This window comes from Paenarthrobacter sp. NCHU4564 (genome assembly GCF_052156435.1).
GTDB lineage: Bacteria > Actinomycetota > Actinomycetes > Actinomycetales > Micrococcaceae > Arthrobacter.
Genome location: NZ_JBQLIS010000002.1, coordinates 61,088 through 83,412, shown reverse-complemented (window position 1 = coordinate 83,412; position 22,325 = coordinate 61,088). Strand labels below are relative to the sequence as shown.

At 64.3% G+C, this 22,325-nt stretch carries 21 protein-coding genes and 1 tRNA gene; 10 read left to right on the top strand and 12 right to left on the bottom strand.

Annotated features, from left to right (window positions below; all coding sequences use genetic code 11):
• Positions 1 to 84 precede the first annotated feature (84 nt).
• Complete coding sequence (locus tag ACSVIE_RS02835) at positions 85 to 1,950, bottom strand: GDSL-type esterase/lipase family protein (protein ID WP_442422954.1); 1,866 nt, start codon at positions 1,948 to 1,950, stop codon at positions 85 to 87.
• Positions 1,951 to 2,124: 174 nt separating this feature from the next.
• Between ACSVIE_RS02835 and ACSVIE_RS02830 the strand changes: the two genes are divergently transcribed.
• Positions 2,125 to 3,105: an ABC transporter ATP-binding protein gene (locus ACSVIE_RS02830; RefSeq protein ID WP_442422953.1), complete on the top strand. Its 981-nt coding sequence runs from the start codon at positions 2,125 to 2,127 to the stop codon at positions 3,103 to 3,105.
• Between the two features lie 28 nt (positions 3,106 to 3,133).
• The gene (locus ACSVIE_RS02825; RefSeq protein ID WP_442423069.1) at positions 3,134 to 3,934 is read left to right on the top strand and encodes an ABC transporter permease subunit; all 801 of its coding nucleotides are present in this window, start codon (positions 3,134 to 3,136) and stop codon (positions 3,932 to 3,934) included.
• Here the strand turns inward: ACSVIE_RS02825 and ACSVIE_RS02820 are convergent.
• Positions 3,931 to 4,476, bottom strand: coding sequence for an acyl-CoA thioesterase (locus ACSVIE_RS02820; RefSeq protein WP_442422952.1), 546 nt, complete (start codon positions 4,474 to 4,476; stop codon positions 3,931 to 3,933). The genes ACSVIE_RS02825 and ACSVIE_RS02820 overlap by 4 nt on opposite strands.
• A gap of 173 nt (positions 4,477 to 4,649) precedes the next feature.
• On the opposite strand from ACSVIE_RS02820, the gene ACSVIE_RS02815 reads away from it, so the two are divergent.
• Entirely contained in the window at positions 4,650 to 4,871 is a 222-nt protein-coding gene (locus ACSVIE_RS02815; protein ID WP_426003742.1) for a hypothetical protein, read from the top strand.
• Between the two features lie 46 nt (positions 4,872 to 4,917).
• Positions 4,918 to 5,685, top strand: coding sequence for a potassium channel family protein (locus tag ACSVIE_RS02810; protein ID WP_426003743.1), 768 nt, complete (start codon positions 4,918 to 4,920; stop codon positions 5,683 to 5,685).
• 99 nt (positions 5,686 to 5,784) lie between these two features.
• Here the strand turns inward: ACSVIE_RS02810 and ACSVIE_RS02805 are convergent.
• Both ACSVIE_RS02805 and ACSVIE_RS02800 read right to left on the bottom strand, forming a co-directional pair.
• Positions 5,785 to 5,869 (bottom strand) — tRNA-Tyr (locus tag ACSVIE_RS02805).
• A 129-nt stretch (positions 5,870 to 5,998) separates the two neighbouring features.
• Positions 5,999 to 6,265: a hypothetical protein gene (locus tag ACSVIE_RS02800; RefSeq protein ID WP_426003744.1), complete on the bottom strand. Its 267-nt coding sequence runs from the start codon at positions 6,263 to 6,265 to the stop codon at positions 5,999 to 6,001.
• A 180-nt stretch (positions 6,266 to 6,445) separates the two neighbouring features.
• Here ACSVIE_RS02800 and ACSVIE_RS02795 point away from each other — a divergent pair, with 180 nt between their 5' ends.
• Entirely contained in the window at positions 6,446 to 6,937 is a 492-nt protein-coding gene (locus ACSVIE_RS02795) for a YajQ family cyclic di-GMP-binding protein (RefSeq protein ID WP_426003745.1), read from the top strand.
• A gap of 108 nt (positions 6,938 to 7,045) precedes the next feature.
• Here ACSVIE_RS02795 and htpX read toward each other — a convergent pair whose 3' ends face one another.
• Together htpX and ACSVIE_RS02785 are read right to left on the bottom strand one after the other, a co-directional pair.
• Positions 7,046 to 7,915 (bottom strand): zinc metalloprotease HtpX, encoded by an 870-nt coding sequence (gene htpX / locus ACSVIE_RS02790; protein WP_426003746.1) that lies wholly within the window; start codon positions 7,913 to 7,915, stop codon positions 7,046 to 7,048.
• A gap of 101 nt (positions 7,916 to 8,016) precedes the next feature.
• Positions 8,017 to 9,288 (bottom strand): MFS transporter, encoded by a 1,272-nt coding sequence (locus ACSVIE_RS02785; RefSeq protein ID WP_426003747.1) that lies wholly within the window; start codon positions 9,286 to 9,288, stop codon positions 8,017 to 8,019.
• A 96-nt stretch (positions 9,289 to 9,384) separates the two neighbouring features.
• Here ACSVIE_RS02785 and ACSVIE_RS02780 point away from each other — a divergent pair, with 96 nt between their 5' ends.
• The 4 genes from ACSVIE_RS02780 to ACSVIE_RS02765 all read left to right on the top strand — a co-directional run bounded on the left by ACSVIE_RS02780 (position 9,385) and on the right by ACSVIE_RS02765 (position 12,927).
• Positions 9,385 to 10,176, top strand: a complete 792-nt coding sequence (locus ACSVIE_RS02780; RefSeq protein WP_426003748.1) for a hypothetical protein — start codon at positions 9,385 to 9,387, stop codon at positions 10,174 to 10,176.
• A 30-nt stretch (positions 10,177 to 10,206) separates the two neighbouring features.
• On the top strand, positions 10,207 to 10,683 hold the full coding sequence (locus tag ACSVIE_RS02775; RefSeq protein ID WP_426003749.1) for a Fur family transcriptional regulator: 477 nt from the start codon (positions 10,207 to 10,209) through the stop codon (positions 10,681 to 10,683).
• 7 nt (positions 10,684 to 10,690) lie between these two features.
• The gene (locus ACSVIE_RS02770; protein ID WP_442422951.1) at positions 10,691 to 12,172 is read left to right on the top strand and encodes a catalase; all 1,482 of its coding nucleotides are present in this window, start codon (positions 10,691 to 10,693) and stop codon (positions 12,170 to 12,172) included.
• A gap of 119 nt (positions 12,173 to 12,291) precedes the next feature.
• On the top strand, positions 12,292 to 12,927 hold the full coding sequence (locus ACSVIE_RS02765; protein ID WP_442422950.1) for a DUF2461 domain-containing protein: 636 nt from the start codon (positions 12,292 to 12,294) through the stop codon (positions 12,925 to 12,927).
• A gap of 129 nt (positions 12,928 to 13,056) precedes the next feature.
• Here ACSVIE_RS02765 and ACSVIE_RS02760 read toward each other — a convergent pair whose 3' ends face one another.
• The 6 genes from ACSVIE_RS02760 to ACSVIE_RS02735 all read right to left on the bottom strand — a co-directional run bounded on the left by ACSVIE_RS02760 (position 13,057) and on the right by ACSVIE_RS02735 (position 20,929).
• Positions 13,057 to 14,589 (bottom strand): amino acid permease, encoded by a 1,533-nt coding sequence (locus ACSVIE_RS02760; RefSeq protein WP_442422949.1) that lies wholly within the window; start codon positions 14,587 to 14,589, stop codon positions 13,057 to 13,059.
• A 229-nt stretch (positions 14,590 to 14,818) separates the two neighbouring features.
• The gene (locus tag ACSVIE_RS02755; RefSeq protein WP_442422948.1) at positions 14,819 to 15,274 is read right to left on the bottom strand and encodes a DUF779 domain-containing protein; all 456 of its coding nucleotides are present in this window, start codon (positions 15,272 to 15,274) and stop codon (positions 14,819 to 14,821) included.
• Positions 15,274 to 16,296, bottom strand: a complete 1,023-nt coding sequence (adhP, locus tag ACSVIE_RS02750; protein ID WP_426003754.1) for an alcohol dehydrogenase AdhP — start codon at positions 16,294 to 16,296, stop codon at positions 15,274 to 15,276. The genes ACSVIE_RS02755 and adhP overlap by 1 nt, the downstream gene beginning before the upstream one ends.
• 93 nt (positions 16,297 to 16,389) lie before the next feature.
• Entirely contained in the window at positions 16,390 to 17,913 is a 1,524-nt protein-coding gene (gene exaC, locus ACSVIE_RS02745; RefSeq protein WP_442422947.1) for an acetaldehyde dehydrogenase ExaC, read from the bottom strand.
• 99 nt (positions 17,914 to 18,012) lie between these two features.
• Positions 18,013 to 19,365 carry a GAF domain-containing protein gene (locus ACSVIE_RS02740; protein WP_442422946.1) on the bottom strand — a complete coding sequence of 451 codons (1,353 nt, stop codon included), beginning with the start codon at positions 19,363 to 19,365 and terminating at the stop codon, positions 18,013 to 18,015.
• A gap of 130 nt (positions 19,366 to 19,495) precedes the next feature.
• Positions 19,496 to 20,929 carry an FAD-dependent oxidoreductase gene (locus ACSVIE_RS02735; RefSeq protein ID WP_442422945.1) on the bottom strand — a complete coding sequence of 478 codons (1,434 nt, stop codon included), beginning with the start codon at positions 20,927 to 20,929 and terminating at the stop codon, positions 19,496 to 19,498.
• 129 nt (positions 20,930 to 21,058) lie between these two features.
• On the opposite strand from ACSVIE_RS02735, the gene rarD reads away from it, so the two are divergent.
• A complete protein-coding gene (gene rarD, locus ACSVIE_RS02730) occupies positions 21,059 to 22,132 on the top strand; it encodes an EamA family transporter RarD (protein ID WP_442422944.1) in 1,074 nt (357 codons plus the stop codon).
• Positions 22,133 to 22,325 lie beyond the last annotated feature (193 nt).

Sequence of the window (22,325 nt, the reverse complement as noted above, 5' to 3'; positions counted from 1 at the left end):
CGACCCCGCCCGTCAAGTCCCGTGGATGGCCCCGCTGTTCGCTTCCCGCGTCACCGGGAATAAATGGCGGCGCGCCGGATGTGGCTATTTACCGAGGACGTAGCGCAGTGCCGAGGCATACAACGGCGCGACCTTGTTGTGGCCCGCTTGGGTGAGGTGGACGTCGTCGAGATAGTTGCCGTTTGCCCCCGCGATCGTGGCGGTGCCCGCCATCGAAATCCGTGGCCAGCCCCTCACGGCCGCTTCCCGGGTCACGAGCCCGTCCACCCAGCGGCGCTGCGCATGCCCGGCGTCGTAGCGTGACAGCACGCCATTGACCAGGATGGTGCTCCGCGGATATTTCCGGCGCAGTTCGTCCCAGAGCCGGTTCGCCTGGGACAGGATGGCAGCATCCGTGGCACCGATCCTTGCGTCATTGCCGCCCAGGTTCACCACTACCAGCCCCGGGTTGCCCTGGGGCAGCAGGATCCGGTCCGCCAGCATGGCATCGGTGGCCGAACCACCTCCGACGGCGGGACTGCCGGACACGTAGCCGAGTCCGCCGATGCTGCGGACCACCTGACGCGGATAGCCCGCTGCCCGGGCGCCCTGTTCGCCCCAGGAATCCAGGTCGAGTTGCGAGTCCCCAAGGAACACCACCGTGGCAGCGTCCACCGGTTCGGCTGAGTAGAGTTCCTGCGTGGTCTCGTTCCAGATTGTTTCCAGCTTCTGGAAGGCCACATGGGCCCCGCGTGCGTCAGTCCAGGAGTCCTTCAGCGGCCACCCGAACTCCCCCGGGTTGATGGACCATACCTTGTAGGTAGGGTGGCCGACGATCCGTGTTCCCGTGGAGGGTCCCCAGACGAGCCAGCCGTTGACGAACTGCTGGACCAACCCGCCGGCCCTGGGGAGTTTGTCCGTCAGCGGCAGCCCCAACTGCCCGGCGGCTCCGCCCAGGGACACGTAGCGGTTGTGGATGTCGCCGTGGGTGGTGGAGTGGGCGCCCGTGGCGGCAGACCAGTAGACCGTGCCGCCTTGGAACTGCTGGTAGGCGAAAGAGGCCTGGCGGTACTCCTCACTGACCGGATAGCCCAGGGCACCGTTCTGCCCGCCCGTTGCATTCCAGTAGCCGCGGATGGCCCCGGCCAGTGCCTTTGCTCCCGTACCGGGAGACCAGACAATGGTGCCCCGCTGATAGTGCTGCGCTGATCCACCGCTGCGCAGGCCACGGTACTCATCCGTGGTGGGGTAGCCAAGCTCGCCGTTCTCCATGCCGGACAGCCGCCACCGCTCACGGATCGCCCCCATGGAGGGATGCGCCCCCGACGCCGGCGACCACACCACAAAGCCCCGTTCAAAGACCTGGTACACACCGCCGTCGCGCAGTCCTGTCCGCTCACCGCTGGCCGGGTACCCGAGGTAGCCGCTTTCGAAACCCGAACGTCCCCACGCGAGGTGGATTGAACCGCCGGTCCGCTGCGCACCCGTGGCCGGCGAGTGGGTAATGGCGCCGCGTTCGAACACCTGCTTTGTTCCGCCGTTGCGAAGGCCGCTGGTGGTATCAGTCACGGGATAGCCGTGGAAGCCGGCCGGACCGTCTGCGTCCCACCAGGAAGTGCGCACCGGGCCGTTGACCACCACGCGGGCGCCGGTGCGCGGGGACCAGGCGATGTCGCCTCCGACGAACCGCTGCACGCAGCCCGAAGCCGAACACTCTTCTGCGGCAGTCGGTTTGAGCAGCACGCTGCGCGCCCACGTGCTGGTGGTGTAGAGGTGTCCGATGGCGCCCGTCACGGGCGGCGTGGCCGTCTCGGTCACCACCCTGGCGGGCGCCGAAGCAGCAGGCTGTGCGGTGGCCGTGGGCGCGGCCGCCGCCGTGCATGCAAGCACGACCCCTGCCAGCACAAGCGCCGTGGCTGTTCTGTGGATCCTGCGGACTGACCGCGTGGTCGCTGACGCTGCGAACCTCATACTGCTACCCCATGAAAACCCGGGCGGAAGCCCTGCCGCTGCTTCCGCACCGGAAACAGTGAAGCAAGTATGTTCGACTCCGGCATATGGTTGCCTCCCGACGCGGCCTTTGGTGCCACATCGTTATGATGCGGGCACCTTGTGGGGAGGCGGGCACGGGCCTAGCGTATGGGCATGCCGGGAATTGTGCCTGGCCCCGCAATGCGGGTTGCGGGGTTACGGAAGACCTTCGGGCAGCGGGAAGTGCTGCACGGGCTCGACTTTGGGGTGGAACGCGGCTCGGTCTTTGGCGTCATTGGTCCGAACGGGGCGGGAAAGACCACCACGATGCGGTGCCTCCTGGACATCATCCGCCCCAGCGCGGGCGTGGTCTCCGTCCTGGGAGAAGACCCCCGGCGGGCGGGAACTTCGCTTCGTCGCAGGATCGGTTACCTGCCCGGCGAACTGCACCTGGAGAACCGGACTACGGGCCGGCGGATGCTGGAGCATTTCGCGGCCATCAGCGGAACCGTCCAGGAGCAGTACGTGGAAGAGCTGGCGGCACGGCTCGGGCTGGACCTTGATCGCCAAACCCGCCAGTTATCCAAGGGCAACAAGCAGAAACTTGGCCTGCTGCAGGCCTTCATGCACCGGCCCGAACTGCTGGTCCTCGACGAACCGACCAGCGGACTCGACCCGTTGGTGCAGCAGGAATTCCACGCGATGATCCGGGAAGCCGTCCGGGACGGCGCCACCGTGTTCCTTAGTTCCCATGTCCTGTCGGAGGTACAGCAGGCGGCCGATGCCGTGGCCATCCTCCGCGACGGTGGAATCGTCACCATCTCAACCGTGGAAGCTTTGCGGGCTTCCGCCGTGCGCCGGCTCAGGTTCACGGTCACCGGAACCACAGCGCACGACGTCGGTGCGCTGCTGGCCCGGCTGCCCGGCATCGCCGATGCGGAGGTACGCGGGCTGTCCAGCGATGGAGCCGGTGCCGTAGAAGCAACCGCGGCCCTGTCCGGCCACGTGCAGCCCCTGGTGCGGGAACTGGCCCGGTTGGATGTGCTGGATCTGGTCCTGGAGGAACCGGATCTCGAGGACCAGGTGCTGAAGCTCTATTCCGCCGGGCAGCCGGACCCTGGCAGGAACCGTATGCCGGAGGTGCGGGGTGGCTGAGACCACGCGCATCGCAGGACGGGGCCTCCTGCCCGGTGTTCTGCCGTTGGCACGGAAGAGCCTGGCCGACTCATGGCGTTCCACGGTCGCGTGGGGTTTGGGACTGACTGCTGCCATCATGCTGTATTTGCCTTTGTACCCCTCCATCGGGGGCAGCGCGCAGATGCAGCAAATGATCGATGCCCTCCCCCGGGAGATGACCAAGGCGCTGAACTACGACCAAATCGCCACCGGCACCGGCTACACCCAGGCCACGTTGTTTGGCCTCATCGGTTTCCTGCTGATGTCACTGGCTTCCGTGGGATGGGGCGCTGCGGCAATCGGGGGTGATGAAGAGTCCGGGCTGTTGGAGTTGACGCTGGCGCACAGCGTGACCCGTGTGCAGGTGGTCCTGGAACGCGCGCTGGCACTCCTCGTCCGCGTAGCTGCCCTGTCGCTTCTGGTCTTCGTGCTGGTGCTGGGACTCAACGGGCCCGCTCAACTGGGCATCGACGTCGGGCATCTTGCGGGAGCCATGGTCCACTTCGCCGGACTGGCGCTGCTGAGCGGAACCGTGGCGCTGTGCGCCGGGGCGCTGACGGGGCGAAAGGTCCATGGGCTGGCCGCCGGGGCGGGCGTGGCGGTGCTCGGCTACGTTTTCAATGCCGTGGGGCGGCAGGCACCCGACCTCGAGTGGCTCTTGGATTTCTCGCCCTACCACTGGGCCTACGGCAATTCGCCGGTCACCAACGGGGCCAATGCGGGTGCCGCGGCCGCCCTGTGGGGTATCTCGGCGATTCTCGTGGTGGCCGCTGCGGTGGGGCTGCAGCGGCGGGACGTCGGCTCTTAGCTCCACATGTGGGGAGCCGGACGGCGCGCCCCGGGGAGGGCGTTGTTTTCCCGCCACTCGTGGATCCATCCGGGCAATTCCATGTCCGCAGGCGGAGCGCCGAACTCTGCGATGATCTCCTCCTGGGTCACCGGCCTGCCCTTGGCTACAAGGCGCGTGGCGATGTGTGCACGGGCGTAGATTTCGCCGTCCACCACCATGCGCTGCTCAAAGTAGATGGCCTTGGTGTCCAGCCCGATGATCCGGGTTTCGATCGTGTATTGCTGCCACAGCTGGAGCGATTTCCGGAACGCGATGGTCTCACCGGAAGCGACCGGGCTCCAACCACGTTTGCGCATCTTCCGCCAGATCCCGCTGCGCACCATGAGGTCGAACCGGCCCAGGTCCATCAGGGAAAAGTACATGCCGTTGTTGACGTGCAGGGCGATGTCGATGTCGGTGGGCAGGACCCGCAGCGGCAAGGATGACGTGTCCCAGGCTTTCAGAGGGGGACGCCTGGACGAGGTGAACAGCAGCAACAGGGTTCGCAGTAGGAGGTGCATTCCACCATGTTACCCGCGGGTAACATTTTGCGTCACCAAGGAATTGCCTGGTGCAGCCCCTGATTTATGTCCAACTTATGTCCAACGTTTGCACAAACGTTTACCGCCGGTTCATGAATCCCGTGCACAATATCTGGAACCCCGAAACGTCGTGAAGATTTAAGGAGAACCCTGTGAGCGAACTGCTGACCACCCCAATCCCCGGTGACGTATGGCCCACCCTGGACCGGCACCAGGAAGTCGTCCTCCAGGACGCCCGCGGCAACCGCATCGAAGGCACCATCGACGGCATGACGGATGACCGCAGCACGCTTTGGGTCCAGCTCAAGGGCGGCCTGGGCCGGCAGCTGGTCCACCACATGGACGGCTACTGGTTGGAAACTCCCGCCGCCTAGCTGCTTTCGGCCGGATTCGGGCGTTGGCTGTGGCTAGTATTCCCGTATGACTCAAGCGCGCTACCGGGACCTTGTGGAGTGGCCCCTGATGGCCACGGCCCTGATCTTCCTCACCGCGTACGCCTGGCAGGTCATCGGGCGCGTGGAAGGTCCTGCCGCCCTGCCCTTCGAAATCGTCCTGTGGATCACCTGGGGCATCTTCGCCCTGGACTATTTCATCAACCTGTGGCTGGCCGAAGAGCGCGGACGATGGTTTCTCTGGAACCTCCACGAGCTCCTCATCGTGGTACTCCCTTTCTTCCGGCCACTGCGCCTCCTTCGCCTCGTCACACTGCTGTCGGTCCTGCACCGGACCGTGGGCGAAACCCTGCGGGGGCGGATCGCCACCTACGTCGCCGGTTCGGCAGCCATGCTGATCCTGGTCGGGGCGCTGGCCGTCCTCGATGTGGAACAGAATGCCCCCGACGCCAAGATCGTGAGCTTCGGCGACGCTGCCTGGTGGGCCATCACCACCATCACCACGGTGGGCTACGGCGACCTTTACCCCGTCACGCCCATCGGCAGGCTTGTGGCCGCCGCGCTCATGATGAGCGGCATTGCCGTGCTGGGTATCGTCACCGCGTCCATCGCCTCCTGGCTGGTGCAGCGGATCGAGGAGAACGCTGAGGACGTCGCCTCCGCCATGGAAGAGAAAACGACGGCGGCAGAGGCACCTGTCCGTGCCGAGATGGCCGGACTCGTGGCCGAAATCGCCGCGTTGCGCAAAGAGATTGCAGAACTCCGGGAGCACACCGCCCGGCGCAGCGAAGCGTAAGACCGCCCGGCCGCTGCCATGTGGCCGGTAGGCAACCCGGGATGCAACCGGGACGAACAAAAAAATCCCCGGAACCAGATGGTTCCGGGGATTTCCCGTTGGTGGCAGATGAGGGATTCGAACCCCCGTAGGCAGTGCCAGCTGATTTACAGTCAGCCCCCTTTGGCCGCTCGGGTAATCTGCCGAACTTCAAAAGAAGATCACTTCCGGAAGACCGTTTCTTTTCGATCCGGTAACCGAAGGCAGAGACAACCTTACAGAACTTCCGTCCAAGAATCTAATCGGGAGCGCACGGCCCGGAATCGCCCGGGAATCAGGCCTCTCCGAGGATCCGTCCGGCCAGTTTCGCCTCGAACTTCGCGGCCTGTTCGGCGGTGATCTGGTTGAGCTCCACGGCCCGCTGCAGGTCTGCGTGGACACCGTCCATGCGTGCAGCCGCATCGGGTACCGGGCTGAGGACAATAGAGGCCGCCACCGCTGCCGCTGCCACCGCGCCGGCTGCGGCAACCGCCGCCGTGCCCAAGGTTCCGGCCGCCACGGACGCGGACTTGCTGACATACTGGACGGCCTTGCTGCTCATGCTTACCTCCGGCGGTGTGCTCTTCCAACAGGTACAACTCTCGGTCCACAGCCTTCGTTCCAACCCTGCGTGTGCTGTGAGCGAACTGTGAAAGGGATCCACGGACCCAATGCTGCCCTTCCGTACTAGGCTTGATGCCAGACAAACCGCCCTTACCGGGCCCCGAACCCAAGGAGAGTCATGGCAGGCGAATCAACGTTCGACGTCGTCAGCAAGGTGGACAAGCAAGAGGTCGCCAACGCGCTCAACCAGTCACAGAAGGAAATCGCTCAGCGGTACGACTTCAAGGGAGTCGGCGCCGAGATCGACTTCAGCGGCGAGAAAATCCTCATGAAGGCCAACTCCGAGGACCGCGTCATGGCTGTCCTGGACGTCTTCCAGTCCAAGCTCATCAAGCGCGGCATCTCGCTGAAGTCCCTGGACCAGGGCGAGCCTTACCCCTCGGGCAAGGAATTCCGCCTGGAGTGCACCATCAAGGAAGGCATCGCCCAGGACATCGCCAAGAAGATCAACAAGATCATCCGCGACGAAGCCCCCAAGTCCGTCAAGTCCCAGATCCAAGGCGACGAACTCCGCGTCACGTCCAAGTCCCGCGACGACCTGCAGGCCACCATGGCCATCCTCAAGAACTTCGAGGAAGCCGACCTGCAGTTCGTGAACTTCCGCAGCTAGGTTCTGCACCAGGAAAAGCCGGGGTGTGCCGCACCCCGGCTTTTTGCCTTTCCGGGGGTTCGCACTTGACTCAGTGGCCGCCCGGCGACCTCAACGAACCCCGCGCGGCTAGGACAACGGCCGCCCTGCCATCCGCTCCAACCGGGCAATGCGGTCTCCCATGGGAGGGTGCGTGGAGAACAACCGGCGCATTCCACCGCCCCGGAACGGGTTGGCGATCATCAGATGCGAGGCGTTGACCAGTCGCTGGTCCTGCGGCAGCGGAAGCTGGGAAACTCCGGACTCGATCTTCCGCAGCGCCGAAGCCAGCGCCAGCGGGTCCCCGGTAAGTTGGGCACCGTCCTCGTCGGCGTCGTATTCCCGCGTGCGGGATATGGCCATCTGTATTAGCGAGGCCGCGAACGGCGCCAGCAGGGCCATGGCGATCATGGCGATCGGGTTGGCATTCCGCCGGTCCCCGCCGCCGAAGAACAGCAACATCTGCCCCACGGACGTGATGACGCCAGCCACGGCGGCGGCCACTGACGACGTCAGGATGTCCCGGTTGTACACGTGCATCAGTTCGTGGCCCAGCACCCCCCGGAGTTCACGGGCATCGAGCAGGTGCAGGATCCCTTCGGTGCAGCACACTGCGGCGTTCTTGGGGTTGCGGCCGGTGGCGAAGGCGTTGGGCGTCATGGTGGGCGAGAGGTAGATCCGGGGCATCGGCTTGTTGGCCCGTACGGACAACTCCCGGACAATCTGGTACAGCTGGGGAGCCTGGGCCTCGGAGACAGGGTAGGCAGACATGGAACGGATGGCGATCTTGTCGCTGTTCCAGTACCCGTAGGCCGTGGTTGCCACGCCGATCAGCGCCATGATCCAGATAGGGGCAGAGCTTCGCGTACCGGCGCCGATGAGGGCGCCCAAACCCAACAGCACCGCCCACAGCACGCCAAAGAGCGCTGCGGTCTTGAGTCCATTGTTGTGTCTGTGCACGGTGGTCCAATCGCTTTCGTCGGTTGTTTTGTCCGGATTAACGCCGACGGCGGGCGGCATGTTCCGCGGGCCCGGCCCCCGGGGCGGTGAATGGCTTCGGCTCAGGGCGTGGGGTGCTTGGCATCGTACGCCACAAAACCGGGTTGCAGCCGGGAGGCCAGCCAGGCCAGGACGATGCAAAGGATGCCGCCCAGCAGCAGCACTCCCCCTTCGCTGAGGAACTGCGTGACTCCCCCGGCCAGCATGTCCCCTACCCGCGGACCGCCGGCAACCACCACGATGAACACGCCCTGCAGCCGGCCGCGCAGATGGTCCGGCGTGGCGGACTGAAGGATCGTGGTGCGGAAGACGGCGCTGACGGAGTCTGAAATGCCTGCGAGCGCGCAGCACGCTGCGGCCGGTATCAGCCATGGGGTGACTCCCCCGCGCCCGGCGTCTCCGGCGAGCAGCACCACCAAGCCGAAGCCGCCGATGGACGCACCCCAGCCAACCACTGCCCACACCACGGCACTGCCTTGCCGCCGGACACGGCCCAGCGGTCCGGAGAACAGCCCCGCCAGGAAAGCGCCCACGGCCGTGGAGGCGAGCAGCACACCCACGGTGGTTTCGCCGCCCCCGATCATGACGGCCCCGATGGCCGGCATGAGGGCGCGGGGCTGGGCGCAGATCATGGCGATGAGGTCGATGATGAAGGTCATGCGGACGTTGGGCCGGGTTCCCAGGAACCTGAAGCCTTCCACCACGGAGCGCAGGCCCGGCCGGACCGCATCGTCGGACGGAGGCAACGGGGGCAGGGTGAACAGTCCCCATAGGGCGAAGGTGAAACTAACGACGTCGATCGTGTAGGTCCAGCCAAAACCGATGGTAGCCACGAGGACGCCGGCCAGCAGCGGGCCGGCGGTCATGGAAAGGCCGAACGTGAGCATGTTCAGGGCGTTCGCTGCGGGCAGGAGGTCCTTGCGGACCAGCAGCGGAATGATGGCACTGCGCGCTGGCCCGTTGATGCCCTGGGCCCCGCTCTGGATGGCCACCAGCACGTAGAGCAGCCACACATTCCCCACCTCCAGCCACGCCTGCAGCGCAAGGCACACTGTGGTGGCCCACAGCACTATCGAGGCTACGATCGCCACTTTGCGCCGGTCGTACGCGTCGGAAACGGACCCGCCATAGAGCCCGGCCACCACCAAGGGAACCAACGCGAAGATGCCAAGGAGGCCCACGTAAAAGCTTTCCCGGGTCAGGCGGTAAACCTCCAGACTGACAGCCACGAGGGTGAGTTGGGTGCCTATTGCTGCCACCGACCCGCCGATCCACAGCCGTCGAAAAGCCGGGCTCTCTTTCAGGGGGGTGATGTCAGCCAGTAGTTTTGCCACCTTGCTACCCTAGCGAGCCGGCGATACGCCCCGTGACTCGCCCTTCTCCCGCTGTCACGGCTTGGTTGGTAGGCTCACCCCGGGGAGGGAGGTGCAATGGTCTTGTCACGACGCTTGCTGTTCCGCTCCGCGTTCTGGGAGCTTGCCCGTCCGCGTCATCCGCTGACCGCCGGCCACGTTGTGCTCCGGCTGTCCGACCCGTCCGTGGAGTTCACGGAATCTTCCGCCGCCGACTGGTTGTACTGCCATGGCCTGGCACGCACCGCCCTGCGTGAAGTCCTGGGCGCTTCGCGCTGCTCCGTGATGTTCGCCCACCTGTGGCACCCGCTGGGGGACGCGGTGGGGGAACCCGTGGCCGAGTCGTCTACTCCGACGTTCCATTTGTTTGCGCGCTGGCACGGAGAAACCACGACGCCGGGCCGCCAGCTTGCGCTTCCGGCCTACCGCCGGGTGGCCGAGCCGGAGGAGGACCTGGACCTCGTAGACCACCGGCTCCGGGAGTCCGTCCGCGCTGCGGCTTCCGGCCTTCAGGCTCCCCTGCCGGGACCGGGCGGCGGCGCGGAGCCGGGTGCCGGCGTCGTACCTGACGCGCAGCACGCGCCGCTCGTGGCGACCGTCGATGCGGGCCGCAACCATTTGGTATTTGAACCTGCAAGCGGCGCGCCGGGCATCGCGGATGTCCTTCCCGGTGAGCTTGTTGCCTTGGGTGCGGCGCTGGGGTCCCTTCCCCTGTCTTCCCGGAGCAGTGGGTACAGCTGCGTGGCCGTCGAAGCGCCGGATCCCGGCGGGTCGTTGCGGGTGCATGCTGTGGGCCGCTCCGCGGCCGAGGAGGCAAGCCCAATGCTTGATGTCTTCCGTTTGCCGGAAGTTAGCCTCGCCTTATTGTGAACTTATCAAAATAAGTGCTTCAATGGATGCATGATCGATCACACAGCCGACCAGGACGCATGGGCCGCTGCCCTGCGGTCCCACGGACGGCGCGTGACCAAACAGCGGCTGGCAGTATTGGCCGCGGTCCAGCATCATCCGCATTCCCCGGCAGAGGGCATTCTCGCTGCCGCCCGGGAGGAACTACCTGAACTGACGGCGCAGTCTGTTTATGTGGTGCTCAGCGACCTCACGGATTTGCAGATGCTGCGGCGCTTCGAACCACCGCACTCCCCGGCACTCTATGAGACCAGGGTGGGCGACAACCACCACCACGCCGTCTGCATCAGCTGCGGCAAGGTGGAGGACGTTGACTGCGCCGTGGGGCACGCACCATGCCTTACGCCGCACTGGGACGAAAACTCCAAGCCAATGACCATCCAGATTGCAGACGTCCTCTACCAGGGCATCTGCCAGGACTGCCAGGCCAAACAACAGCTTCCCGTACTACCAGTTACCAAGAAATAGGAGAACGATGACTGCCATTTCCACAACTCAGTCTGGTGCCCCCGTTACGTCTGACGCGCACTCCAAGTCCGTCGGCGCCGATGGAGCCATCATCCTGACCGACCACTACCTGGTGGAAAAGCTCGCCCAGTTCAACCGCGAGCGGGTCCCGGAGCGCGTTGTGCACGCCAAGGGCGGCGGCGCTTTCGGTACGTTCAAGACCACGTCCGACGTTTCCAAGTACACCAAGGCAGCATTCCTGCAGCCCGGCGTCGAGACCGACATGCTCATCCGTTTCTCCTCGGTTGCAGGCGAGAACGGCTCCCCGGACACCTGGCGCGACCCCCGCGGTTTCGCCGTGAAGTTCTACACCTCCGAGGGCAACTACGACCTCGTGGGCAACAACACCCCGGTGTTCTTCATCCGCGACGGCATCAAGTTCCCGGACTTCATCCACTCGCAGAAGCGCCTCCCGGGCACCCACCTGCGTGACGCTGACATGCAGTGGGACTTCTGGACCCTCTCCCCCGAGTCCGCCCACCAGGTCACCTGGCTCATGGGTGACCGCGGCCTCCCGGCCAACTGGCGCGAGATGCAGGGCTACGGCTCGCACACCTACCAGTGGATCAACGCCGCCGGCGAGCGCTTCTGGGTCAAGTACCACTTCAAGTCCAACCAGGGCGTCAACTCCATCACCAGCGAAGAGGCCGAGGCGCTGGCCGGTTCAGATGCGGACTTCTACATCCGCGACCTCCACGAGAACATCGAAGCCGGCAACTTCCCCTCCTGGGAACTGCACGTCCAGGTCATGCCTTACGAGGACGCCAAGACCTACCGCTTCAACCCGTTCGACCTCACCAAGGTGTGGCCGCACGCTGACTACCCGCTGATCCACGTGGGCACCATGGAGCTGAACAAGAACCCGGAGAACTACTTCGCGCAGATCGAGCAGGCCACCTTCGCGCCGTCGAACTTCGTGCCGGGCATTGCTGCTTCCCCGGACAAGATGCTGCAGGCCCGCATCTTCTCCTACGCTGACGCACACCGGTACCGCGTTGGCACCAACCACGCCCAGATCCCCGTGAACCAGCCCAAGAGCCCGGTCCACAACTACAGCCAGGATGGACAGGGACGCTACCTGTTCAACTCCCCGAGCACCCCGGTCTACGCACCGAACACCGTTGGTGGCCCGGCTGCTGTTGAGCCTGCCTCCCCGGCAGGCGGCTGGGAGAACGACGGCGAGCTCACCCTCTCCGCCCACTCCCTGCACGCCGAGGACGACGACTTCGGCCAGGCCGGCACCCTGTACCGCGAGGTCTACGACGAGGCTGCCAAGGCACGCTTCCTCGAGACCATCACCGGTGCCGTTGGCGGCGTGAAGAGCGCCGACATCAAGGAACGCGCCATCCAGTACTGGACCAACGTTGACGCCGAACTCGGTGCCAAGCTGCGCGCCAACCTCGGCGCCGGCGAAGGCTCCTCCGACGCAGAAGCTGCCAACAAGCTCTAAGCGTTTTTGCTACGGGAACACCCCGCTGCGGATCCATTCCGCAGCGGGGTGTTCTTCGTTTTCCACATAGCTGAATCCAGCTATGGCTGCGCCCGCGCGGCGCTACCTAGGATCCTTGCATGAGCACATTTGAAGGCATCCCCGCTGCAGCATTCCGCTTCTACGCGGAGCTTGAAGAGAACAACAACCGCGAGTGGTGGCTGGAGAACAAAAACAGGTACGACGCCGATGTCAGGGCGCCGCTGTCCGCCCTCCTTGCGGACCTCGAACCGGAGTTCGGGCCGGCCAAGATCTTCAGGCCCAACCGGGACATCAGGTTCTCCCAGGACAAGTCACCGTACAAGACGGCCCAGGGCGCTTTCGCCTCGCGCCTGGAGGGCGTGGGATTCTACGTGCAGGTCAATGCCGACGGCCTCCTGATCGGCGGTGGCTACCATTCCCACACCCCGGCCCAACTGGCCCGCTACCGGGGTGCAGTGGATGCCCCGGACTCCGGAGGGCAACTTCAGGAGATCGTCGATTCCTTGTCAGCGGCCGGGTTCTTTATCGAGGGTGAGCAACTGAAGACCGTTCCCCGGGGCTTCGATCCGGAGCACGCCCGTGGTCGGCTGCTCAAGCACCGGTACCTGTCCGCCGGCATGGAGGTGGGGCAACCCTCCTGGGTTTCAACCCCGGCAGCACAAGCCGAGGTTGCTTCCCGCTGGGAGACCCTGAGGCCTTTGGTTGACTGGATCAGCCTGCACGCGGCGCCCTAGTCGCTGATCAAACCAGCCCGAAGGCCTCTGATCCAAAAGGCAGACCCCCAAGCTTGTCCCCCGGGGGCCGACGCGAAGACGCCCGGGAACAGCAGTTCCCGGGCGTTACGGCTTTATGTGCGGCGTGGATCAGACCTTGGTAAAGGTGTCTTCGTCACCAGGCTTGGAATCCACGGACGCCTTGGCCGCAGCGAACTTCTCGTTGAGGCGGGAGTGGCGCTGTCCGTAGGCGAAGTAGATCGCCATGCCGATGACCAGCCAGATTGAGAAGAAGATCCAGGTTTCCACCGCGAGGTTGGTCATCAGGTACAGGCACAGGAGTGCTGAGACCACGGGGAGAACCTTGCCGAAAGGCACCCGGAAGGCGGGCTTCAGGTCCGGGCGCTTCTTGCGCAGCACCAGGATGCCCAGGCTGACCATCACGAACGCGGAGAGCGTTCCGATGTTGATCATTTCCTCCAGGAGATCCACGTTGGTCAGGCCGGCCACCAGGGCCACCGCAGCACCGCAGATGATCTGCAGGCGGGCAGGAGTGGCGTGCTTGTCACTGGTCCGGGACAGTGCCCGCGGGAGCAGGCCGTCGCGGCTCATGGCCAGGACAACACGGGCCAGGCCCATCAGGAGGACCATGATCACGGTGGTCAGGCCGATGAGGGACCCGAAGGCAATGACCTTGGCGGCATCGGTGTTTCCAACGGCCTCGAATGCCGTGGTCAGCGTCGGGTTCTTCACTTCCGCCAGCTGGGTGTAGGACACCATGCCGGTCAGGGCAAGAGACACAAGAATGTACAGCAGGGTCACCAACGCCAGGCCGCCGAAGATACCGCGGGGCAGGGTCTTTTGCGGATTCTTCACTTCTTCGGCGGACGTGGCCACCACATCGAAGCCAATGAACGCGAAGAACACCAGGGCCGCACCCGCGAAGATGCCGAGGGTGCCGTACTGGGCCGGTGCCGCGCCGGTAAGGAAACCGAAGAAGGACTGCTTCATGACGTCCGCCACGCCAGTGCTTTCGGTGGGCACGGAGTCCGGAACGAACGGGCTGTAGTTGGAGAACTTCACGTAGCTGAAGCCGACCACGATCACGAAGAGCACCACGCCGATCTTGATCAGCGTGAAGATGTTGCCGACGCGGGCGGACAGCTTCGTCCCCAGCACCAGCAGCACGGTGAAGATAGCCACGATGAGGAACGCGCCCCAGTAGAGGTCCACACCGCCCAGGCTGATGGACGGCGGCAGGTCTACACCCATCAGGCCAAAGACCGTACTGAGGTAGATGCCCCAGTACTTGGCGATCACAGCCGCGGCAGTGAAGAGTTCAAGAATGAGGTTCCAGCCGATGATCCAGGCCAGGACCTCGCCCATGGTGGCATAGGTGAAGACGTAAGCCGAGCCCGCCACGGGGATTGCGGTGGCGAATTCCGCGTAGCACATGATGGCCAGGGCGCAGGTGACGGCAGCAATGGCAAAGGAGATGGTCACCGCAGGGCCGGCGAAATTCGCAGCAGCCTTGGCGCCCACGGAGAAGATACCGGCTCCCACGGCAACGGCGACACCCATGATCATGAGATCCCAGGTGCTGAGGCTGCGCTTGAGGGTACGGCCGGGTTCGTCGGCGTCAGCGATCGACTGCTCGATCGACTTGGTCCTGAAAATGTTCATAAAGATGCCACATTCTGGATGGGGATGATATAGGACTCATCAAGGATAGTGTCCAGCCGATGGACGACCATATTTGTCCCGAATAGTGAGACGAACCACGTTCTCCTGTGGCTGGTGGTGCAGATGTGACTCCCAGATTGTTTGGTCCCAGCCCGCATAAAGGCCCCGGATTGCCGGTAGATCGGCAAACCGGGGCCCTTTCGCGCCGCCGCGTTATCAGAAATGACGATCAGTCCTGTCTGACATCAGGAACGTCCCAGTCCATCAGCGTGGAACGGATCAGGAACCTCTTTCCTTCCGGAGACTCCACGGAGAATCCACTCCCCCGGCCGGCCACTACGTCCACCGTGAGGTGGGTGTGCGACCAGTACGCAAATTGCTCCCTGGCCATCCAGAACCCCAGTGGCTTGGCATCTCCTGCCGTGCCGATGTCGAACCTGCCCAGCAGGACATCCGAATCCCCGGTCAGGAAATCACCGGCCGGGTAGCACATCGGCGCCGAACCATCACAGCAACCGCCGGACTGGTGGAACATCAAGGGTCCATGCTGGTCCCAGAGCTTGCGCAGGAGGTCCACAGCGTCACCGGTGAGGGCTACCCGGGAAAAGTCCTCGCCGGGCAGCGTCACCGAGGCTTCAAGAACAGGCTGCGCACTGATGTCCTCCTGCGGCTGGATCCTGTCCATCAGAACGTCAGCACCACGCGGCCGTCGATCTTGGCATGCTTCATCTCGTCCAGGACCGCGTTGACCTCGGAAAGTTCACGGGTGGAGACGGTTGGCTTGATCTTGCCCTGGGCATAGAAGTCCAGAGCTTCCTCAAGATCCTGGCGGGTACCCACGATCGACCCGCGGACCGTGAGACCTTTGAGGACAATGTCGAAGATCGGTGCCGGGAAGTCTCCGGGAGGCAAGCCGTTGAAGACGATCGTTCCACCCCGCCGGGCCATGCCGATCGCCTGGCCGAAAGCTGAGGGATGCACCGCCGTCACCAGCACGCCGTGGGAGCCGCCGGTTTCCCGCTGGATCACCTCGGCCGGGTCTTCATGCAAGGCATTGACGGTCACCTCTGCACCGTGTTGGCGCGCCAGCGCCAGCTTGTCATCAGCGATGTCCACCGCCGCAACGCGGAACCCCATGGCCACGGCGTACTGGACTGCGATGTGCCCCAGGCCGCCGATTCCGGAGACCGTCACCCATTGACCCGGCTTTGCCTCGGTCATCTTCAGGCCCTTGTAGACAGTGACGCCCGCACACAGGACGGGGGCAACTTCCACAGGATCGGAGCCGGCGGGGATGCGGGCAGCGAAGCGTGTGTCCACCAGCATGTATTGACCGAAAGATCCGTTGACGCTGTAGCCTCCGTTTTTCTGGGCCTCGCACAAGGTTTCCCATCCGGTGCGGCAATACTGGCAGTCACCGCACGCGGACCACAGCCACGCGTTGCCCACCAGGTCACCGACAGCAACGTCCGTGACGCCATCACCGACCTCCACCACTTCGCCGACGCCCTCGTGTCCCGGGACGAACGGAGGTGTCGGTTTGATGGGCCAGTCGCCCTCGGCGGCGTGCAGGTCGGTATGACAAACCCCGGACGTCAGGAGGCGAACCAGCGCCTGGCCGGGACCCGGCGTCGGACGTTCAACCTCCATGACCTTCAGGTCGGTTCCAAATTCGGTAACTACTGCTGCTTGCATGGTCGTCGACATTGACGATCTCCCTTTTTCATTTGGACAACAGGACAGTTGTGCACGGCAGCCGCCCACAGGGACCAGCGGAGGGCGGCTGCCGTGCACAAGCTTTTAGAAGAAGCCGAGTTTGTTCTCGTTGTAGCTGACCAGCAGGTTCTTGGTCTGCTGGTAGTGGTCCAGCATCATGGCGTGGTTCTCACGGCCGATGCCTGATGACTTGTATCCGCCGAAGGCAGCCCCTGCCGGATACGCGTGGTAGTTGTTGACCCAGACCCGGCCGGCCTGGATTTCGCGGCCTGCGCGGTAGGCGACATTTCCGTTGCGCGACCAGACGCCGGCACCAAGTCCGTAGAGGGTGTCATTGGCGATGCCGATGGCGTCGTTGTAGTCGCTGAATCTGGTGACGGACACTACCGGGCCGAAGATCTCCTCCTGGAAGATCCGCATCCTGTTGTGTCCCTCGAAGATGGTGGGTTGGACGTAGTAGCCGCCGGCCAGATCACCGGAGAGCTCGGCCCGGGCACCACCGGTCAGGACCTTGGCACCCTCCTGCTTTCCAATGTCGATGTAGGAAAGGATTTTCTCCAGTTGGTCGTTGGAGGCCTGGGCGCCGATCTGCGTGTCCGTATCCAGCGGGTTGCCCTGGATGATCTTGTTGGTCCGGGCCACGACGTCGGCCATGAAGGAGTCGTAGATGCCTTCCTGGACCAGGGCGCGGGACGGGCACGTGCAGACTTCGCCTTGGTTGAACGCGAAGAGCGTGAAGCCCTCCTGTGCCTTGTCGTAGAAGGCGTCGTTCTGGGCGGCGACGTCGTCGAAGAAGATGTTCGGGCTCTTGCCGCCAAGCTCCAAGGTGACGGGGATGAGGTTGTTGGAGGCGTACTGGCTGATCAACCGGCCAGTGGTGGTCTCACCGGTGAAGGCGATCTTGCGGATGCGCGGGCTGGAAGCCAGCGGCTTGCCTGCCTCGACGCCGAAGCCGTTGACCACGTTGACGACGCCGGCCGGCAGGAGATCACTGATCAGTTCCATGAGGACCAGGATGGAGGTCGGCGTCTGCTCGGCAGGTTTGAGGACAACCGCGTTTCCGGCCGCGAGTGCCGGCGCCAGCTTCCAGACGGCCATGAGGATGGGGAAGTTCCAGGGGATGATCTGGCCGACAACGCCCAGCGGCTCCTTGAAGTGGTAAGCCGTGGTGTCCTCATCCAATTGGGAGAGTCCGCCTTCCTGGGCGCGGACGGCCGAGGCGAAGTAGCGGAAGTGGTCGGCTGCCAGGGGGATGTCGGCGTTGAGGGTCTCGCGGACCGGCTTTCCGTTGTCCCACGTCTCTGCGACGGCCAGAAGTTCAACGTTCTCGTCGATGCGGTCCGCGATCTTGTTCAGGATGGCCGCACGCTCGGCCGCGGAGGTCTTTCCCCAGGAAGGTGCCGCTTTGTGGGCTGCGTCGAGCGCAAGTTCAATGTCCTCTGCCGTTCCGCGGGCAACCTCACAGAAGGCCTTGCCCGTCACCGGCGTGATGTTCTCGAAGTAGCCGCCCTTGACCGGGGCAACCCATTCCCCACCGATCCAGTTCTCGTACCGGTCCTTGAACGTGACCTTTGATCCCTCCGCACCGGGCTGTGCGTAAACAGTCATTGCTGGCTCCTTTGCTGCAAATAACGGTGGCTGTCGCCGTTGATGTGAGCCTAGGAGCGGGAAGGTTGCAGCAACGTTGCAACCGTGTGAATCAGATCACTATGCAGTCATTTCGCTTTCGAGCCGTTCAAGGTCGGCCACCACGGCGGCGCGCTTGGGCGACCGCGGCGGAAGGAGCTTAAGGACGGCAAGGCGGAGGTCGGCGTCGTACTTCGCCTCAGGCAACTGCGCGTACTTCAGCAGCGAGTCCACACTGCCATCGCTCAGCAGCGCTTCGCGCAGCAGGTGCGACACGCGCTCACGCAACTGCACGACGCCGGGCGCCTCCGAACGCGGCAAAACCGCACCTTTGTAGATTTCCAAGGCGATACGGTGGGCGCCACGTTGCAGGCAGGTCAGCACCTGTCCGGCGTCCGGCAGCAACTCCACCGGCAGCCGGTACGGGCGCGACTCAGGAACAGCCTCGGGGCTGAGCTCTTGGATGACTTTGCGGAGCCGCACCATCTCGGCCCGGAGCGTAACGGCTGATCCGTCGCCGGGGTACAACCGGGCGCACAACTCCTCCGCGCTAAGCCCGGCAGGGTGGCTGCCCAAAATCGCCAGGATCTCGCTGTGGCGGGCCGACAACGCTACAGTACGTCCGCCGATGCTCAGCAGGGCCTGGTCCCGCCCCAGCAACTGCAGGCTGTTGCGGTAGAGCGTGTTCCGGCGCTCATCGCCCCCGCGCGCGGACGGCGAGTGCCGGCGTCGTGGTTTCTCGCGTGCCGAAGCGGCGAGCTGAAGCCGCTCGATCCGCAACTGCGCCTGGGCCGCGGCAACGGTAGCCTCCACCAGGGAAACAGTGTGCGGGGCGACGGCGGTCTCCGTTCCGGTGATGTCCACGACGCCCAGCACTGCACCGCTGTCCGGGTCATGGAAAGGAACCGCCGTGCAACTCCACGGATGGACCGAACGCTTGAAATGCTCCGCACCGGCGATCTGGATGCTCCGGTTCACCGCCAAGGCCGTGCCCGGGGCGCTGGTCCCCACGGACGCCTCGGACCAATCAGCGCCGGCGACGAACATCATGCTCTCCGCACGGCGCTGCATGACGGGATCCCCATCCACCCACAGCAAGCGTCCGACGTCGTCGCCGACCGCCACCAACAGGCCACTGTCGTGGCTGGGCTGGACCAGCAACTTCCGGATGACGGGCATGATCGTGGCCAGCGGGTGCTGACGGCGGTAATCCTCCAGCTCGTCACGGTCCATGGCCAGCGGAGCCTCTGCGACATCCGGGTTGGCCTTGAAACCGGCAGAACGCTGCCAGGACTCACGGACCAGGCTGCGGAGGCCGGGAATGACCTCACCTGCGGACAGGGTTCCGAGCTGCTCATGGCCGGACAGGGCACGCCGCTGCAACAGCTCCGGGGCATCATTGCCCGGAACAGGCGGGTGGATCGGGCTCTTCATCGAACTCCCTGGCGGCAAAAGGGTGTGCTGACGGCAGACGGTACGGGTCAGTCTAATTCCGGCCGCACACTTTGTGTACCGCTGCCGGCTTACCGGACCGGGTGGGCGTGGGCCGTCCGCCAGCTGTGTTTCAGCCGCGGGAAATCCGGATCATCTCCTCGCGGGGAACCACCTTGATGCGTTCGCGCACCACGCCGTCGGCTTCAGGAGCGTCTGACCAGGCCGAACCAAGTGCGAGTTCGTGGGCGTCCAGCCGGTTCCAGCCCTCCCACGTGGTGTATTCGATGCCGCGTTCCTCCAGGAGATCGATGATGGCCTGCGGATCCGGGTTGGTGGCCGGTGGCAGGTTGAGCCGATCCTCCAGCAGGCAGCCAATGGTCTCCAGTGCATCGCCCTTGGTGTGACCGATCAAGCCGACGGGGCCGCGCTTGATCCAGCCCGTGGCGTAGATGCCCGGGACCGGTTGGCCATCGGCGTCCAGGACGCGGCCGCCGTCGTTCGGAATGACGCCGCGGCGGGCGTCATACGGCAGCTCATCCAGCGGCGAACCGTGATACCCGATGGCGCGGTACACGGCCTGCACCGGGTACTCCAGGAACTCCCCCGTCCCTTTCGCGTTGCCCGTGCCATCGAGCTCCATCCGCTCGAACTTGATCGCGGACACTTTGCCGGGAGTTTCGGGGGAATCGAGGATCTCCACCGGACTGTGCAGGAAGTGGAGGTGCAGGCGGCGCGAGGACGGCTGTTCCGACTCGGCGTGTTCTTCCACCAGCCAGTTGGTCAAGGTGTTGACCATGGTCTTGGTCTGGTTGTTGGTGCGGATGGCCTCATCCGAAGCGTCGTCGAACTCGAAGTCTTCGGGGTACAGGACAATATCCACGTCCTTGCAGTGCGAAAGTTCCCGCAGTTCCAGCGGCGTGAACTTAACCTGGGCGGGGCCACGGCGGCCAAAGACGTGGACATCCGTGACGGGCGACTTCTTCAGGCCCTGGTACACGTTGTCCGGAATCTCGGTAACCAACAGTTCCTCGGGATGCTTGGCCAACATGCGGGCAACATCCAGCGCCACGTTTCCATTGCCAATGACCGCGATCTCCCTGGCTTCCAACGGCCAGTCACGCGGAACGTCCGGATGGCCGTCGTACCAGGACACGAAATCGGCACCGCCAAACGAACCCTGCAGCTCGATCCCGGGGATGTTCAGGTCAGCGTCCTTGATGGCACCGGTGGAGAAAATCACGGCGTCGTAGAAGGAACGGAAGTCGTGGAGGGTCAGGTCGCGCCCATACGTGACGTTGCCCAGGAACCGGATATCGCCACGGTCCAGGACCTTGTGGAGCGCGTTGACGATTCCCTTGATGCGCGGATGGTCCGGGGCCACGCCGTACCGGATCAGGCCGTAGGGTGCCGGGTAGGCCTCGAAGAGGTCGATGCTGACCTCAACGTCGCCGCCCTTGACTTCGTTGGACTTGGTGAGGATGTCCGCCGCGTACACACCTGCGGGACCCGCGCCCACAATGGCAACGCGAAGCGGACGTTGGGGAGAGGTGGCTGAGTTGGACACCGAAAGCCCTTCCGAAGCAGTGAGCCACGCCCGTGGTCGGGGCGCGCAGATTCCAATTCTAGACACGCACCCCCGGGCCCACCGCCCATATGGCACGAGTCACAAAGAATCCTAAAAACAAGCCGAACATTGCGGAATATTGCGCCGGGTCGCGGTGTTGGCGCCTTTGTGTCGACACCTGAGCAGATCCTTCCCGCATCATCCGCAGCACAACCCACGACGGGGGCAGACGGGGGCGGCGGCAAGGGAACGGGCGTCGGGAGTACCTCGGGCGGCAAGCCCGTGCGCAGCGAAACCACCGGAATCCTTTTCGGCATCGGAGCCTACGGATTGTGGGGCCTGCTCCCCATCTACTTCTTCGTGCTGCAGCCTGCCGGGGCCGTCGAGATCGTTGCCAACCGTGTGGTGTGGTCGCTGCTCTTCTGTGCATTGCTGATCACCGTCACACGGACGTGGAAGGTCCTCGGGCGGGCCATGAGGGACCGGACCATCATGGGTCCGCTCGCCCTGGCGGCAGTCCTGATCGCCATTAACTGGCTGACCTACACTTTTGGCGTCACCACGGGCCATGCCGTGGAAACATCCCTTGGCTACTTCATCAACCCTCTGGTTTCCGTGCTGCTGGGCGTTTTCGTCCTCAAGGAAAAGCTGCGGCCGCTCCAGTGGACGGCGGTTGGCATCGGTTTTGTTGCCGTGGGTGTCCTTACCTACTCCTACGGGCAGTTGCCGTGGATCGCCTTGATGCTGGCTTTCAGTTTTGGCCTCTACGGCTTCGTGAAGAAGCGTGTAGGGCCCAAGGTGGACGCCATCACCAGCTTGTCCGTAGAGACCGTGGTCCTGGCTCCGTTCGCCGCCGTGACCATGGTGGTGCTGGGCACTACCGGCGCAGCCACCCTGACAACCCAGGGCCCGGCGCACTTCTGGATGATCCTGGCCTCCGGCGTCATAACCGCCGTGCCACTTCTCTTCTTCGGTGCTTCCGCGAGGCGTTTGCCCATGACCACCATCGGCCTGCTGCAGTACTTTGCACCCGTGCTCCAGTTCGTCGTGGCGCTGACCATCTTCAACGAGACCATGACCACGGCCCGCTGGATCGGCTTCTTCGTGGTGTGGCTGGCCCTGCTTTTGTTGACCATTGACATGCTCCGGACCGCGCGCAAGAACTCCGTTTTGAAGAAGAAAGCCCGGCTGGCCGCGGCCTGAGTCGGCTGGCTCGCCGAGTTCGCTGGAGGCATGCGCCCTCGCGGGAAGTTTCCCCACGTAGGCGCAACTTTCCAGCGATCCCGTGGACGATCCTTCGGCGCTGCCTGCTCGTTACGGAGGAAGTTGTCCTGAGCACTTTTGTTCACATCTGTTGAGGTGCACGTGGAGCGGGCATAGGGTTGCGGAAACTTTT

Bases quoted from the DNA above. Each gene is read 5' to 3' on its own strand.
- ACSVIE_RS02835 (WP_442422954.1), bottom strand. From the start codon at position 1,950: ATGAGGTTCGCAGCGTCAGCGACCACGCGGTCAGTCCGCAGGATCCAC.
- ACSVIE_RS02830 (WP_442422953.1), top strand. From the start codon at position 2,125: ATGCCGGGAATTGTGCCTGGCCCCGCAATGCGGGTTGCGGGGTTACGG.
- ACSVIE_RS02820 (WP_442422952.1), bottom strand. From the start codon at position 4,476: ATGCACCTCCTACTGCGAACCCTGTTGCTGCTGTTCACCTCGTCCAGG.
- ACSVIE_RS02810 (WP_426003743.1), top strand. From the start codon at position 4,918: ATGACTCAAGCGCGCTACCGGGACCTTGTGGAGTGGCCCCTGATGGCC.
- ACSVIE_RS02800 (WP_426003744.1), bottom strand. From the start codon at position 6,265: ATGAGCAGCAAGGCCGTCCAGTATGTCAGCAAGTCCGCGTCCGTGGCG.
- ACSVIE_RS02795 (WP_426003745.1), top strand. From the start codon at position 6,446: ATGGCAGGCGAATCAACGTTCGACGTCGTCAGCAAGGTGGACAAGCAA.
- ACSVIE_RS02780 (WP_426003748.1), top strand. From the start codon at position 9,385: ATGGTCTTGTCACGACGCTTGCTGTTCCGCTCCGCGTTCTGGGAGCTT.
- ACSVIE_RS02775 (WP_426003749.1), top strand. From the start codon at position 10,207: ATGATCGATCACACAGCCGACCAGGACGCATGGGCCGCTGCCCTGCGG.
- ACSVIE_RS02770 (WP_442422951.1), top strand. From the start codon at position 10,691: ATGACTGCCATTTCCACAACTCAGTCTGGTGCCCCCGTTACGTCTGAC.
- ACSVIE_RS02765 (WP_442422950.1), top strand. From the start codon at position 12,292: ATGAGCACATTTGAAGGCATCCCCGCTGCAGCATTCCGCTTCTACGCG.
- ACSVIE_RS02760 (WP_442422949.1), bottom strand. From the start codon at position 14,589: ATGAACATTTTCAGGACCAAGTCGATCGAGCAGTCGATCGCTGACGCC.
- ACSVIE_RS02755 (WP_442422948.1), bottom strand. From the start codon at position 15,274: ATGGACAGGATCCAGCCGCAGGAGGACATCAGTGCGCAGCCTGTTCTT.
- adhP (WP_426003754.1), bottom strand. From the start codon at position 16,296: ATGTCGACGACCATGCAAGCAGCAGTAGTTACCGAATTTGGAACCGAC.
- exaC (WP_442422947.1), bottom strand. From the start codon at position 17,913: ATGACTGTTTACGCACAGCCCGGTGCGGAGGGATCAAAGGTCACGTTC.
- ACSVIE_RS02740 (WP_442422946.1), bottom strand. From the start codon at position 19,365: ATGAAGAGCCCGATCCACCCGCCTGTTCCGGGCAATGATGCCCCGGAG.